The sequence below is a fragment of the Streptomyces sp. NPDC058457 genome (assembly GCF_042720695.1).
GTDB lineage: Bacteria > Actinomycetota > Actinomycetes > Streptomycetales > Streptomycetaceae > Streptomyces.
Genome location: NZ_JBHXLU010000012.1, coordinates 22745 through 36887 on the forward strand (window position 1 = coordinate 22745; position 14143 = coordinate 36887).

The window sequence follows — 14143 nt, forward strand, 5'->3', positions numbered from 1 at the left end:
GCCCTAGGTGTCGACACTGCGCGTCTCTTCGGGCAGACTGCGGGCTCGACGGGAAGGATCGCGCATCCGGCGTGGAACCTGTGTGAACGCGTCCAGAGAAGTCACAGGCCGGCATTGGCCGGAGCAAAGGCGCGCACTTTACGTTCCGTTGAAGGGCCGGTCACGCGGCGCGCTGTCCCCCTGAAATGCCGCGTGGCCGGCCGCCCCAGCCATCGAGTCGACGGAGGGCCGCCCCATGACCGTCGTACCACCGCACCGACAGCCGTTCGGCAGAAGGAAGTTGCTGCAAGTCGCCGGAGCCTCGGCCGCCGCGCCGCTGTTCGGGGTGTCGCTCCTCGGTACGGCTCCGGCCGCCGCGGCCGACCCGGCCACCGTCGCCGGGCAGATCCTGGTGCCGGCCCCCGCGGACCCGGACTTCGTGTTCACGGCCGACCTGTCCAACACCACCGGCGCCGGCGAGGCCTCGCCGGTCGACTCGGCCTACTGGCTGGGGGCCCACCAGGTCACCAACGCCCAGTACGCGGCCTTCCTCGACACGGACGCGGGTGCCGGCCACACCGTCCCGTCCTACTGGGACGACGGCACGGTCCCCACCGGCAAGGAGCAACACCCGGTCCTGGAGGTCGCGTTGGCGGACGCCGAGGCCTTCTGCGACTGGCTCACCGGGCAGGCGGACGGCTGGACCTTCCGACTGCCGACCGAGGCCGAGTGGGAGAGCGCGGCCCGCGGCCCCGACTCCTACGCCTACCCGTGGGGCACCACGGCCGGGACGACCTACACGGCCCCCGTGCTCACCAGCAACTACAACTACAACGCGGTGTGCGCCGCGTACTACCTCGCGAACTACGGCTCCACCGAGGCCACTTACGACAGCCCGGAGTCCACCCGGTACGGCGAGAGCGAGCCGGTCTCCGAGATCCTCACCGTCACCGCCACCGGCGGGGTGACCGGCTGGATCGACCACGACACCTGGACCGGGTTCGTCTACACGGACCTCTTCGACGCGCTGATGGCGACCGGCGGACTCACCTCGGCCGTGGGCGCGTACCCGGACGGTGTCAGCGTGTACGGCGCCTACGACATGGCCGGCAACTGCTTCGAGTGGACCTCCAGCGTGGTCACCGCCACCAACGGCCAGGAGGCCGGTCTGGACGTCAACGCCGTGCGCGGCGGCTCCTGGTACGCGACAGGGCGCAGCTGCACCACCCACTACCGCGGCGAGGGCCGCGACGGCAGCGGCGGCTACCCCACGGTCGGCTTCCGGGTCGCCGCCGACCAGAGCTGAGCGGATCGATGACCTCACCCGAGACGAAAGGCGGTACGGCATGAACCGGCAGCTCTGCCTGCGGATCGCCGTGGCCGGTGGGCTGCTCCTCGGCGGAGCACTGCCCGCGATCCCCGCCGTGGCCGCCGACGCGACCGGCTGCGACCCGTCGTACACCCTCACCGGTTCCGCCACCGCCGACACCAACACCCGGCATGTCGTCACCGGCGACCTGAACGGCGACGGCGTGGTGGACGTGGTCGCCACCAACCTCGAAGGCGACTCGGTGACCGTGCTGCCCGGTGCGGGGGACGGGACGTTGGGGGCGGGCAGCACCTACGCGGTCGGGACACACCCGTACCAGACGGTGGTCGCCGACTTCGACGGCGACGGGCATCCGGACCTCGCGACCGCCGACTTCGGCGGCGCCCAGGTGAGTGTGTTGCCGAACGCCGGCGACGGCACCTTCGGTACGGCCGCGGCGATCGACGTCTCCGGTTCGCCCCGGGCGCTCGCCACCGGTGATCTGAACGGTGACGGCCTGGCCGACCTGGTGGTGGCCGAGCAGCAGACCAGCACCGTGCGGGTGCTGCTCGGCAACGGGGACGGCACCTTCACGGACGCCGGCCGGACCGCCACCGGAAGCCAGCCGCACGGCATCGTCGTCGGTGACTTCGACGGCGACGGCGCTGCCGACGTGGCCACGGCGAGCGTGGGCGCCGACGGGGTGAGCGTGCTCCTCGGTGACGGCACCGGAGCCCTGGGTGCCGCCACCGAGTACGCCGCCACCGCCCGCCTCTACTCCCTCGCAGAGGGCGACTTCGACGGTGACGGCAGCCTCGACCTGGCCACGGTGAGCAACGGCGCCGACACCCTGGACGTGCTGCCGGGCAACGGTGACGGCACCTTCGGTGCGGCCACCACCTACAGCACGCCCGCGCTGCCGGTCGCCGTGGGCGCCGCCGACCTGGACGGGGACGGCACCACGGATCTGCTGGTCTCTTCTCTTCAGGGCAACTCGGTCACGCCGTACACGGGCGACGGCTCGGGTACCCTCACCCGGCTGACCGACGTGCCTGCCACCGGCGCCTACGACGCGACGGCGGCCGACCTGGACGGCGACGGCGTCCGCGACCTCGTGGTGGCGGACAGCACGGGCGGCCAGGTCGATGTGTTCCGGGGGAGCTGTCGGTGACCGGAACCTCGCGAACGGCTGCCGCCGGCACTTCCACTGCCGGCGGCAGCCTGCTCAGGAGGCCCGAGCGGCCACTAGCTGTCCGTCACCATGAGGGCCGCCATCATGCCCTCGTCCTCGTGTTGCAGCAGATGGCAGTGGAGCATGTACATGTACGTGCTGTCGGAGAAGTCCGTGAACTCCATGGCGATCACGATGGAGCCGCCGCCGACCACCTCGTACGTGTCGTACCAGCCGAGTTCGACGCCGGTCGGATCCGCGCCGTTGATGGAGATCAGCTGGTACGGCACGTCGTGCAGGTGGAACGAGTGTTCCAACTGCGTGCTGTTCTTGATCGTCCAGATCTCCTTGGACCCCAGCGTGGTGCTGATCATGGTCATGGAGTCCATGCTGGTGCCGGCCTTGCCGTCGATCAGCATGGTGCCGCCGGTGTTGCCGAGGGTGATCGTGCGGGCCGTGAAGCTGCTGGTGTCGTACCGGTCGATGGTCCGCAGCGAGCTGGGCAGGTCGGACGGGGTGTCGGTGCCGCTCGCGGTGACCGCAAGGAAGTCGTACGTGCCGCTGCCGCCGCGGATCCAGCCGGTGGTGATGACCGCCTGGAGGGTGACGTCGTCCGACATGTCCATGACCATCTCGGCGCGGGCGCCGGCCACCAGCCGGATCGTGGTCACGTCCGCCGCCTCGGCCAGGTAGCCCTGGTCGGTGGAGATCTGCGTCATGGTGCCGCCGTCGCTGCGCTGGATGGTGATGATGTCCGACGGCGAGGCGTTGAGCAGCCGGAACCGGGTCCGGGTCTTGGTCGCGGTGAAGGTGAGCGTGGTGTCGTCGACGTTGGTGCCGTTGACCAGCAGCGGGAAGCTCAGGCCGCTGGTGAGGTAGCCGGTGACGTCGTACTTGATGTCGCCGGCGCTGTCGACGGCCAGACACTGGAAGATCAGCGGGATGTCGTCCGTGCCGTAGGTGCTGGGCAGCGCTGCGCTGGTGTCGTCGCTGTCCTCGACGATGATCATGCCGGCCAGGCCGTGCACCGCCTGCTTCGCCGTGGTGCCCAGCGCGTGCGGGTGGTACCAGAGCGTCGTCGGGTCGTCCTTGACCGTGAAGGTCGGCGACCAGGTCTCTCCGTCGGCGAAGGCGACCTGGGGACCGCCGTCCATCTTGGGCGGGACGTGCGCGCCGTGGAAGTGGACCGTGGTGTCCTCGCCCAGGCTGTTGGTGATGTTGAGCAGGACGACGTCGCCCTTGGTCCACTTCATGGTCGGGCCGAGGAACGACTGGTTGTAGCCCGCGGTGGTGCTGGTGACGCCGCTGAGCACCTCGGCGCTGCCGGTCTTCGCCTCCAGCGTGAAGGTGGTGGTGCTGTCGGAGGTGGTGCCCTCCAGGAGGTCCGGGATGTTCAGGGTGGCGGTGTTGGTGGCCGCGCCGGCCTTGTTGCCCTTCGCGTCGGTCAGCAGGGCGAAGGACGCGCCGGCCGCGGCGACGGCGCCCAGACCGACCCCGGCCATGCCGCCGAGGAACTTCCGGCGGTGAACGCCCTTGCCGCGCTTGGCCGTTCCCTCCTTGGAGTGCTCGGCGTCCGTGGTGCGCTCCGCCTTGGAGTGCTCCGCCTTGGAGTCCTTCGCGCCCTTGGCGCGACGGCGCCTGCCGCCGCCGGTGACCTGCTCTTCTTCTCGGTTCGCCTCGAAGGCGGGATCTGTGGTGTGGGTCATGGCCCCGGATGTTTGTCCTGGGGTCTGTGCGAAATCTGAGGCGAAGTTAGGAGCGAACCGGCGGAACTGTGAGGCGGCCATGGATCCTGGTAATGCTTAACTCCCTTGAAAAAGCGCCGAGTTGAGCAGACGCAGCTGGCGCCATAGGTGCGGGACGCAACGGACACAGACAACGTGCAGCGCAGCCACAGGATAACGATTAAGTCACAGGTGGAACCGGGTGTCAGGCCTGTCCGACGCGCCGAACAAGCCCCATGTAGCGACCCCAGTCCCAGTGCTCTCCCGGGTCGGTGTGATCCGTCCCCGGCACCTGCGCATGACCGATCACGTGCTCGCGGTCCATCGCCATGCCGTACCGCCGGCATATCGCGGCCGTCAGCCGCGCCGAGGCCGCGTACATCGCGTCGGTGAAGTCCTCCGGGCGGTCCACGAACCCTTCGTGCTCGATCCCGACACTGCGCTCGTTGTACGACCGGTTCCCCGCGTGGAACGCCACGTCCAGCTCGCGGACCAGCTGGGTGATCCGCCCGTCCTTGCGCACGATGTAGTGCGCCGCGGCCTGGTGCGCCGGGTCCTGGAAGGCCTTCACCGCGCTCGCGTAGCCGCCCTGGGTGACATGGATGACCACCCGGTCGATCGGGTAGTCGGCCGGCCGGTCCGCCGTCCGGTAGTTCGCCGGGGACGCCGCCACCCAGCGTGCGGTCCTGAAGTCCACCGCGCCCGCCACCCGCGCCTTGCTCACTCCCGGCAGCCGCCAGTACAGCCGCGACAGCTCGTCCCTGGTCAGCGCCACCGTGCCCGCGGCCGCCGCCGCCCCGCCGACCAGCAGCGCCCGCCGTCCGATCCGCCGGTCCCGATCCCCCGCCGCTGTCTGATGTGCCCCCATGCGATCTCCAACGGATACTCGCGGGCCCCGGTTCCCGCGCCCCCGTACCCTGGAGGGGCTATGACTGACACCCCGCAGCGCATCCGCCCCCTCCGCGTCCTCGCCGCCATGTCGGGCGGCGTGGACTCCGCCGTCGCCGCCGCCCGCGCGGCCGAGGCCGGCCACGACGTCACCGGCGTCCACCTCGCGCTCTCCGCGAACCCGCAGTCCTTCCGTACGGGCGCCCGGGGCTGCTGCACCATCGAGGACTCCCGCGACGCCCGCCGCGCCGCCGACGTCATCGGCATCCCGTTCTACGTCTGGGACCTCGCCGACCGCTTCCGCGAGGACGTCGTGGAGGACTTCGTCGCCGAGTACGAGGCGGGCCGCACCCCCAACCCGTGCCTGCGCTGCAACGAGAAGATCAAGTTCGCGGCCCTGCTCGACAAGGCCCTCGCCCTGGGCTTCGACGCCGTCTGCACCGGCCACTACGCGAAGATCGTGACGCTCCCCGACGGCTCCCGCGAACTGCACCGCGCCTCCGACATGGCGAAGGACCAGTCGTACGTCCTCGGCGTCCTGGACGACAGGCAGCTCGCCCACGCCCTCTTCCCGCTCGGCGACACCCTCACCACCAAGGACGAGATCCGCGCCGAGGCCGAGCGCCGGGGCCTCGCGGTCGCCAAGAAGCCCGACTCGCACGACATCTGCTTCATCGCCGACGGCGACACCCAGGGCTTCCTCGCCCAGCGGCTCGGCAAGGCCGAGGGCGACATCGTCGACGAGACGGGCGCGAAGCTCGGCACCCACGAGGGCGCGTACGGCTTCACCATCGGCCAGCGCAAGGGCCTGCGCATCGGCACCCCCGCCGCCGACGGCAAGCCGCGCTACGTCCTCGACATCTCGCCGGTGAACAACACGGTGACGGTCGGCCCGGCCGACGCCCTCGACGTGACCGGCCTGACGGCGATCAAGCCCCGCTGGTGCGGCGCCGCCCCCACCGGCCCCGGCGTCTACACCGCCCAGCTCCGCGCCCACGGCGGCGAGACCGAGGTGAGCGCGGCGCTGACCGACGGCGAACTGCACGTCACGTTCACCGAGCCGGTCCGCGGCGTCGCCCCCGGCCAGGCGATCGTCCTGTACGACGACACCCGCGTCGTCGGCTCGGCGACGATCGCCTCGACGGTCCGGCGTCAGCCGGTGACGTCCACCTCGTAGAAGCAGAGGTGGTCCTTGATCTGGGCGACGTCGGCCTTCGGCTCGGGGTACGCCCAGACCAGGTCCGGCGCGTCCGGCAGGGACCAGTAGGAGGCGGTCCCCTTGAAGGGACAGACGGTGTGCGTCTCGGAGGGCGTGAGGAGGTCCAGCCGGACGTCCTCTGCGGGGATGTAGTAGCGCACGGGCGATCCCGTCTCACGCAGGATGAGGGGCCGGTCGCTCTCGGCGAGGACCAGGTCCCCGTGCGTGACACGGACGTGCTGGTCACTGTTCTCGATGGTGATCGTGTGTCCTGAGGCCATGTAAGGGTGACGCTGGCGAACGCCTACTTGTTCCCAACGCTCGGTGGAGTGCCCCTTCAGGGGCGCGGGGCTGTATTTGATTTGCGGCTCCGCCGCGTGGGCGCGACCAGCCACAACGCACCCGCAGCCGCCAACGGTCAACGCCTACCCTGACCCCATGCGAATCTGTGTCTTCCTCTCCGCGGCAGATCTCGACGACCGCTACACCCGCCCCGCCCGCGACTTCGCGAAACTGATCGGCAAGGGCGGCCACACCCTCGTCTGGGGCGGCTCCAACGTCGGCCTCATGAAGGTCGTCGCCGACGGCGTCCAGGAAGCCGGCGGCAAGCTGATCGGCGTCTCCGTCGGCTTCCTCGCCAACAAGGCCCGCCCCGGCGCCGACGAGATGCTCATCGCGGCCGACCTCGCGGAGCGCAAGCGGCTCCTCCTGGAGAAGGCCGACGCCGTGGTCATCATGGTCGGCGGGACCGGCACGCTCGACGAGGCCACCGAGATCCTGGAGCTGAAGAAGCACGGCCGCACCGACAAGCCCGTCGTCCTGCTCAACACCGCCGGCTTCTACGACGGCCTGAAGGAACAGTTCCACCGCATGGAGGCGGAGGGCTTCCTGCCCCGCCCCCTGGCGGAGCTGATGTTCTTCGCCGAGGAACCGGCACAGGCCCTGGCCCGCCTGGAGCAGGGTCTCGGCGCCCGCTGATGCGAGCATGGGCCCCATGGCAACTCATGTGATCACCGGCGCCGGTTCCGGCATCGGCGCCGCCGTGGCCCGCCGCCTGCACGCGCGCGGGGACGAACTCGTGCTGCACGCGCGCGACGCGGGCCGCGCCAAGGAACTGGCCGCCGAGTTCCCCGGCGCCCGCACCCTGGTCGGCGACCTGGCGGACCCGGACAAGCTCTCCTGGGCCTTCTCCCACCAGACCCTCCCGGACCGCGTGGACTCGCTGTTGCACATCGCGGGCGTCGTCGACCTGGGCGAGGTCGGCGAGCTGACCCCGAAGTCCTGGCGCCACCAGCTCAACGTCAACCTGATCGCACCGGCCGAGCTGACCCGCCACTTCCTGCCCCAGCTCCGCGTAGCCCACGGCCATGTGCTGTTCGTGAACTCCGGCGCGGGACTCAACGCGCACGCGGGCTGGTCGGCGTACGCGGCCTCCAAGCACGGCCTGAAGGCCCTGGCCGACTCCCTCCGCGCCGAGGAGCACGGCAACGGCGTCCGGGTCACCTCGGTCTACCCGGGCCGCACCGCGAGCCCGATGCAGGCGAAGGTCCACCAGCAGGAGGGCAAGGAGTACGACCCGGCGCGGTGGATCGCCCCGGAGTCCGTGGCGACCACCGTCCTGACCGCCCTGGACCTGCCGAGGGACGCGGAGATCAACGACCTCACCGTGCGCCCCGGCCCGCTGCCCGGCCAGTAGGGCGGCGGGGCTCACCGCAGCGTCAGCCGGCCCCGGAAGTTCTCCGGCACCGGCGCGAACCGCAGGGCCATCGTGACCGCCTCCGGATCCGCCACGGTCAGCCGGTAGCGGGTGCACAGCAGGTGGCACAGGGCCATCAGCTGGACGACGGCGATGTTCGCGCCGATGCACTTCTTCGGCGCCCAGCCGAACGGCACGTAACAGGTCCGGTCGGCCGGACCGTGCGGCGCGCCCGGCAGGAAACGGTCCGGGTCGAACACGTCGGGCTGTTTCCAGACCCGCTCGTCACGGTGGATCAGATGCGGGCTCAGCAGATACCACTGCCCCGGCTCCAGCCGGGTCTTCCCCAGGTCGAACCCGAACGTGGAGCGGCGCACCAGCAGCAGCGGCGGGCTCCACATCCGCAGCACCTCCTTCACGAACCGGTGGGTGACCGGGGCGACCCTGGTGGGCGCCGTACGGAACTCCACCGGGTCCACGGCGCTCAGCTCGGCTTCGAGCCGGCGCTGCCACTCGGGCTGCCGGACGAACTCGTACAGCACGCTCGCGGCGGCGGTCCCGGGCGGACCCCCGATGGCGGTGAGCACGGTGGTCACCACGTCCAGCGCGCGGTCCATGCCGAGCTCCGGCAGCAGGTCCACGAAGGGGTCGGCGAGGTCCGGCTCACGCCCGCGCCGGCCACCGGCGCGCTGCCGCAGCACCCGGCGCACCACCAGCCCGGCCCGCACCTGGACGGCGACGTGCCGCAGGTGGTGCAGGACGCCGCCCGGCGCGGGCGACACCAGCCGCGCCAGCTTCATCTCCAGGTCCCGGCGGACCAGATCCGCCTCGGCGCCGGTGAGCCCGCCGAGCGCGACGGGCAGCAGCGACCGCAGCGCCACGTCCTGCATCAGCATGGTCAGGTCGGTGTCCTGCCCGGTCCGCGCGTCCAGCACCCGCTCCATGCGCTCGATCAGCAGGCCGTGCTGCTCCTCCGTCGCGAGGGCGTGCAGCTGGGTCATCCAGGCGGAGCGGATCCGGCTCCACCGCATCTCGGGGCTGCGCCGCCGGCGCACCATGTCGACCAGCCGGTCGTGCATGACGTACCGCTGCCAGTTGACGGCGCTGACCCGGCGGGCCGCCTCCGGCTCGAAGACCCCGAGCCGCTGGTCGTCGGCCCAGAAGATCCCGTCCTCCCGGGCGCTGCGCCGCCGCATGGCACTCAGGAAGTCCTCGGGGTGCTGCGGGGTGGTCATCGTGGGCGTTCCCCTCGTGGGAGCGCGGGGAGCCGACCGGCTGTCGCCTCCCCGCGCGGGCCGGTCAGATGTGGTGGTACAGGTACCAGAACTGCCCGTACGTGCGTCGGACGTTGAGGACCGACTTCGTCTTGAGGTACAGCGCGCGCATGCTCGTCACCCCCTCTCGGGACAGCCGTCGGGACGGCTCAGCACCGCGGTGAACCGCGGCGGAGCCAGCGCCGGACCCACCTGGGGCCCGCCGCCGTCAGGGGTGACCGACACCCGCCAGTCACGGGTGAGGAGGTCCACCAGGTCCTCCAGCAGCCGTACGGTGACGGTCGCGCCGGCACAGGTGTGCGGACCGAGACCGAACGGCAGGTAGGCCCCGTCGGGCGCGCCCTCGGCCCAGCGCTCCGGGACGAACTCGTCGGGCCGCTCCCAGTAGCCGGGGTGCCGGTGCACCAGGTAGCTGCACACCATCAGCCGGTCCCGGGGCGTGACCGACGTGCCGCCCAGCTCCTGCGCGCGGCTCGGGGTGCGGGCGAACAGCCACGCCACCGGCCACAGCCGCAGTGCCTCGCGGACGGTCCGGCCCGGGTTCGCGGCGGCCCGGTCCGGGTGCGTGCCCAGCAGGAGCACCGACCAGCCGAGCGCGAACCCGATCGACCCGGCCGTGGCGAACAGGAACGACAGGTAGACCTCGACGAGTTCGCGCGGATCCGCGTCCGGGCCGCCCCCGCCGACGACGACGTCGACGAGGTCGCGCGGCCCCGCCGGGTGGTCCAGCGGCCGTGCCGCGCGCTGCCGGGCCCGTATCTCCGTGTGCAGGGCGTGCAGCGCACGACGCCGGAACAGCAGCCGGGACGGCGCGGAGTGGCGCCGCCGGGCACCGGCCAGCACCGCGCGGGCGACGATCGCCTCCACCGTCCGGTGCAGGTGGGGCGGTGCGTCCGGGTGCAGCAGCACGTCCCGCAGATGTCGCAGGACGAGCAGGTTCCCGGCGTCCGGCCACTCGCTGCGCGGTGCCAGCCGCTCGGCGACCAGCCGGGGCAGGTCGGCCCGGTGCTCCAGAAGATGACGCTGTACGAGACTCCGGGCCGCGCGGCCGATCGTGAGCTGTGCCGAGCGCGGCCCGAAGACGCCGTGCCGGTGGTGGTAGAAGTCCGAGGTCTCCGCGACGACACCGTGCCGGTTGCCCATCACCGCCCGCGCCGCCTCCGGGTCGGCCACGCACACCGCACCGCCCAGCGCCGAGCGCCACACGTCGGACCCGTCCTCGAACTCCGCCTTCAGCAAGGAGAGCTCGTCGCCGTGCCGGCCGGACGATCCGGTGGCGCCGGGCACGGGACGGTGCGGCGACGACGTCATGGGTGTCCTCCCTGAGCGGTGGTGGGGCCGCGGTCTGCGGAGAGCCGCGGAAGCCGGTCTGCGGTGCCGCGCGGGGCGCCCCGGCCGACGGATCCAGCCTGCGGAGCGGGCCGCGCCCTGTCGCCCGTTGTGCCGTTGAGCGGAACGAATGGGGCGAGCGGAATGAGTGGGGTGAATGGTGCGATGTGCCCAGCGGTCCGCCGGGCCCTGTCGGCGGTGCGTTCCGGGTGATGCGTTCCGGGTGATGCGCTCCGGGTGGTGCGTTCCGGGTGGTGCGGCCGCACATCGCCCCGCCCGCCCCGCTTAGGCTCCTCACGTGAACGCAATCTCCGACTTCGGCCCCGCCACAGGTGTCGGCTCGCTTCCCGGCACCGACGCCCGCGAGGCCGCCAAGACCGCGACCGGCAGCTTCGAGGACTTCCCCTTCCTGCCCGAGCTGCCCGCCCGCGGCCCCGGCGCCGACATGATCGGCCGCACCGCGGGCCTGCTCGTCGAGCTGTACGCGCGCGTGGAGCCCAGCGGCTGGCGGCTCGGCGACCGGCCGGGCCGGGACACCCGGCGGGCCCGGTCCTGGCTGGGCGAGGACCTGGACGCACTGGAGGAGTTCACCCAGGAGTACGAGGGTCCGCTGAAGGTGCAGGCGGTCGGCCCCTGGACCCTCGCCGCCGCCCTGGAGCTGCGGAACGGCGAGTCGGTCCTCTCCGATCCCGGAGCCTGCCGTGACCTGGCCGCCTCCCTCACCGAGGGCCTGCGGCTCCACCTGGCCGAGATGCAGCGCCGCGTCCCCGGCGCCCATCTGGTGCTCCAGCTCGACGAGCCGTCCCTCACCGCTGTGCTGCGCGGCCAGGTGAAGAGCGCCTCCGGCTACCGCACCCACCGCGCCGTCGACCGCCAGATCGTCGAATCCACCCTGCGCGACGTGCTCGGCGTGCACGCCGACGGCCCGGTCGTCGTCCACTCCTGCGCCCCCGACGTCCCCTTCGCCCTGCTCCGCCGAGCCGGAGCGGCCGCCGTCTCCTTCGACTTCTCGCTCCTCACCGAACGTGACGACGACGTGATCGGTGAAGCGGTGGAAGCGGGGACCCGGCTCTTCGTCGGTGTCGTGCCGGGCACGGACACGGCATTGTCAGACCCTGCCGGTAGCGTCATGGGTGTCAGGACGCTGTGGCGCAGGCTGGGGCTGCGACCGGGACTTCTCGCGGAGTCCGTCACGGTCACCCCGGCGTGCGGGCTGGCGGGCGCTTCCCCCGCGTACGCCCGGCAGGCGCTCGCCCACTGCGTCCGGGCGGCGAGATCACTCGCGGACAACCCAGAGTAACGGGAGGAAAACGGTGGCCGGCGACAAGCAGCAGGCGGAGACGGCAGTGCCCGCCGAGGCACGGGAGAAGCACGCGCGGCTCGCTGAGCAGATCGAGGAGCACCGCTTCCGGTACTACGCGAAGGACGCTCCGGTCATCAGCGACGCGGAGTTCGACAAGCTCCTCAGGACGCTGGAGGCGCTGGAGGACGAGTACCCCGAGCTGCGCACGCCCGACTCGCCGACCCAGAAGGTCGCGGGGGCGTACGAGACGGAGTTCACGGCGGTCGAGCACCGCGAGCGGATGCTGTCGCTGGACAACACGTTCAACGACGAGGACCTGGCCGCCTGGGCCGAGCGGATCCACCGGGAACTGGGCGACCAGGAGTACCACTTCCTGTGCGAGCTGAAGGTCGACGGCCTCGCCGTCAACCTCACCTACGAGCACGGCCGTCTCACCCGCGCGGCGACCCGCGGTGACGGCCGCACCGGTGACGAGATCACGCTCAACGTCCGTACGATCGCCGAGATCCCGGACCGGCTGAACGGCGAGCGGGTACCCGACCTGGTCGAGATCCGCGGCGAGGTCTACTTCCCGATGGAGAAGTTCGCCGAGCTCAACGAACGGCTGGTCGCGGCCGGCGACAAGCCGTTCGCCAACCCGCGCAACGCGGCGGCCGGTTCACTGCGCCAGAAGGACCCGCGGGTCACCGCCACCCGCCCGCTGCACATGGTCGTGCACGGCATCGGCGCCCTGGAGGGCTTCGAGGGCCTCGGCCGGCTCTCCGAGGCCTACGACCTGCTCAAGACCTGGGGTCTGCCCACCTCCCCGCACAACAGGGTGGTCGACGACCTCGACGGCGTACGGGAGTTCATCGCCTACTACGGCGAGAACCGGCACTCCGTGGAGCACGAGATCGACGGTGTCGTCGTGAAGCTGGACGAGATCCGCCTCCAGGGGCGCCTCGGTTCGACGGCCCGTGCCCCCCGGTGGGCGATCGCGTACAAGTACGCGCCGGAAGAGGTCAACACCAGGCTGATCGACATCAAGGTGGGTGTCGGCCGCACCGGGCGCGTCACGCCGTACGCCCAGGTCGAGCCGGTCACCGTGGCGGGCAGCGAGGTGGAGTTCGCCACCCTGCACAACCAGGATGTCGTCAAGGCCAAGGGCGTGCTGATCGGCGACATGGTGGTGCTGCGTAAGGCCGGTGACGTCATCCCGGAGATCCTCGGCCCCGTCGTCGACCTGCGGGACGGCAGCGAGCGGGAGTTCGTGATGCCTGCCGAGTGCCCCGAGTGCGGGACGCCGCTGCGGGCCATGAAGGAGGGCGACATCGATCTGCGGTGCCCCAACGCCAGGACCTGCCCCGCCCAGTTGAGAGAGCGTGTCTCCTACCTCGCGGGCCGCGAGTGCCTGGACATCGAGCACTTCGGCGGGGTCGCGGCGGCCGCGCTCACCCGGCCGCTGGAGCCGGCCGAGCCGCCGCTGGTCGACGAGGGCGACCTGTTCGACCTCACCGTCGAGAAGCTGCTGCCCATCAAGGCGTACGTCCTGGACCCGGACAGCGGGCTGCCCAAGCGCGACCCCAAGACCGGCGAGGAGAAGGTCGTCACGGTCTTCGCCAACCAGAAGGGCGAGCCCAAGAAGAACACCCTCGCGCTGCTGGAGAAGATCGAGGAGGCGAAGACCCGCCCGCTCGCCCGCTTCCTCAACGGCCTGTCCATCCGGCACGTCGGGCCGGTCGCCGCCCAGGCGCTGGCCCGCGAGTTCCGTTCCATCGACCGCATCGAGCAGGCCACCGAGGAGGAGCTGTCGAGCATCGACGGCGTCGGCGGCATCATCGCGACCGCGCTCAAGGAGTGGTTCGCCGAGGAGTGGCACCGCGAGATCATCCGAAAGTGGAAGGCCGCTGGAGTCCCGCTGGAGGACGAGTCCACCGGAGAGGACGAGGGGCCGCGCCCGCTGGAGGGCCTCACCGTCGTCGTGACCGGAACCCTGGAGCACTACACGCGCGACGGCGCCAAGGACGCACTGCAGAGCCGCGGGGCCAAGGTGACCGGCTCGGTGTCCAAGAAGACAGCGTTCGTGGTCGTGGGTGACAACCCCGGATCGAAGTACGACAAGGCGATGCAGCTGAAGGTTCCGGTTCTGAACGAGGACGGATTTGTCGTCCTTTTGGAGCAGGGACCGGACGCGGCGGCCGAAGTCGCCCTTCCGACCGAGGAGTAGTGGTTGAAGGCCACCCGTTCGGCGCATATCAGATGCATACGGGTGGCCGGGGCGCAATCGGGCAAC

The 14143-nt window shown here is 71.3% G+C and carries 12 protein-coding genes; 7 read left to right on the plus strand and 5 right to left on the minus strand.

Annotated features, from left to right (window positions below; translation table 11 throughout):
• Window positions 1-235 precede the first annotated feature (235 nt).
• Together ACFWPS_RS12775 and ACFWPS_RS12780 are read left to right on the plus strand one after the other, a co-directional pair.
• Window positions 236-1285 carry a formylglycine-generating enzyme family protein gene (locus ACFWPS_RS12775; protein ID WP_383704100.1) on the plus strand — a complete coding sequence of 350 codons (1050 nt, stop codon included), beginning with the start codon at window positions 236-238 and terminating at the stop codon, window positions 1283-1285.
• Window positions 1286-1325: 40 nt separating this feature from the next.
• The gene (locus ACFWPS_RS12780) at window positions 1326-2459 is read left to right on the plus strand and encodes an FG-GAP repeat domain-containing protein (protein ID WP_383704102.1); all 1134 of its coding nucleotides are present in this window, start codon (window positions 1326-1328) and stop codon (window positions 2457-2459) included.
• Window positions 2460-2533: 74 nt separating this feature from the next.
• Here the strand turns inward: ACFWPS_RS12780 and ACFWPS_RS12785 are convergent, their stop codons facing one another.
• Both ACFWPS_RS12785 and ACFWPS_RS12790 read right to left on the minus strand, forming a co-directional pair.
• Window positions 2534-4165: a multicopper oxidase family protein gene (locus ACFWPS_RS12785; RefSeq protein WP_383704104.1), complete on the minus strand. Its 1632-nt coding sequence runs from the start codon at window positions 4163-4165 to the stop codon at window positions 2534-2536.
• A 223-nt stretch (window positions 4166-4388) separates the two neighbouring features.
• Window positions 4389-5051 (minus strand): N-acetylmuramoyl-L-alanine amidase, encoded by a 663-nt coding sequence (locus ACFWPS_RS12790; RefSeq protein WP_383704107.1) that lies wholly within the window; start codon window positions 5049-5051, stop codon window positions 4389-4391.
• A 60-nt stretch (window positions 5052-5111) separates the two neighbouring features.
• Between ACFWPS_RS12790 and mnmA the strand changes: the two genes are divergently transcribed.
• Window positions 5112-6248: a tRNA 2-thiouridine(34) synthase MnmA gene (gene mnmA, locus ACFWPS_RS12795; protein WP_383704109.1), complete on the plus strand. Its 1137-nt coding sequence runs from the start codon at window positions 5112-5114 to the stop codon at window positions 6246-6248.
• On the opposite strand, the gene ACFWPS_RS12800 is transcribed toward mnmA, so the two are convergent.
• The gene (locus tag ACFWPS_RS12800; protein ID WP_383704111.1) at window positions 6224-6550 is read right to left on the minus strand and encodes a DUF427 domain-containing protein; all 327 of its coding nucleotides are present in this window, start codon (window positions 6548-6550) and stop codon (window positions 6224-6226) included. The genes mnmA and ACFWPS_RS12800 overlap by 25 nt on opposite strands.
• A gap of 157 nt (window positions 6551-6707) precedes the next feature.
• Here ACFWPS_RS12800 and ACFWPS_RS12805 point away from each other — a divergent pair, with 157 nt between their 5' ends.
• Both ACFWPS_RS12805 and ACFWPS_RS12810 read left to right on the plus strand, forming a co-directional pair.
• The gene (locus ACFWPS_RS12805; protein WP_383704114.1) at window positions 6708-7247 is read left to right on the plus strand and encodes a TIGR00730 family Rossman fold protein; all 540 of its coding nucleotides are present in this window, start codon (window positions 6708-6710) and stop codon (window positions 7245-7247) included.
• A gap of 16 nt (window positions 7248-7263) precedes the next feature.
• On the plus strand, window positions 7264-7965 hold the full coding sequence (locus ACFWPS_RS12810; protein WP_383704116.1) for an SDR family oxidoreductase: 702 nt from the start codon (window positions 7264-7266) through the stop codon (window positions 7963-7965).
• 11 nt (window positions 7966-7976) lie between these two features.
• On the opposite strand, the gene ACFWPS_RS12815 is transcribed toward ACFWPS_RS12810, so the two are convergent.
• Together ACFWPS_RS12815 and ACFWPS_RS12820 are read right to left on the minus strand one after the other, a co-directional pair.
• The gene (locus ACFWPS_RS12815; protein ID WP_383704118.1) at window positions 7977-9200 is read right to left on the minus strand and encodes a cytochrome P450; all 1224 of its coding nucleotides are present in this window, start codon (window positions 9198-9200) and stop codon (window positions 7977-7979) included.
• 156 nt (window positions 9201-9356) lie between these two features.
• Complete coding sequence (locus ACFWPS_RS12820; protein WP_383704120.1) at window positions 9357-10550, minus strand: cytochrome P450; 1194 nt, start codon at window positions 10548-10550, stop codon at window positions 9357-9359.
• Between the two features lie 316 nt (window positions 10551-10866).
• On the opposite strand from ACFWPS_RS12820, the gene ACFWPS_RS12825 reads away from it, so the two are divergent.
• Together ACFWPS_RS12825 and ligA are read left to right on the plus strand one after the other, a co-directional pair.
• On the plus strand, window positions 10867-11868 hold the full coding sequence (locus tag ACFWPS_RS12825; protein ID WP_383704122.1) for a methionine synthase: 1002 nt from the start codon (window positions 10867-10869) through the stop codon (window positions 11866-11868).
• Between the two features lie 13 nt (window positions 11869-11881).
• Window positions 11882-14077, plus strand: a complete 2196-nt coding sequence (gene ligA / locus ACFWPS_RS12830) for an NAD-dependent DNA ligase LigA (RefSeq protein ID WP_383704124.1) — start codon at window positions 11882-11884, stop codon at window positions 14075-14077.
• The last annotated feature ends 66 nt before the right edge of the window (window positions 14078-14143 follow it).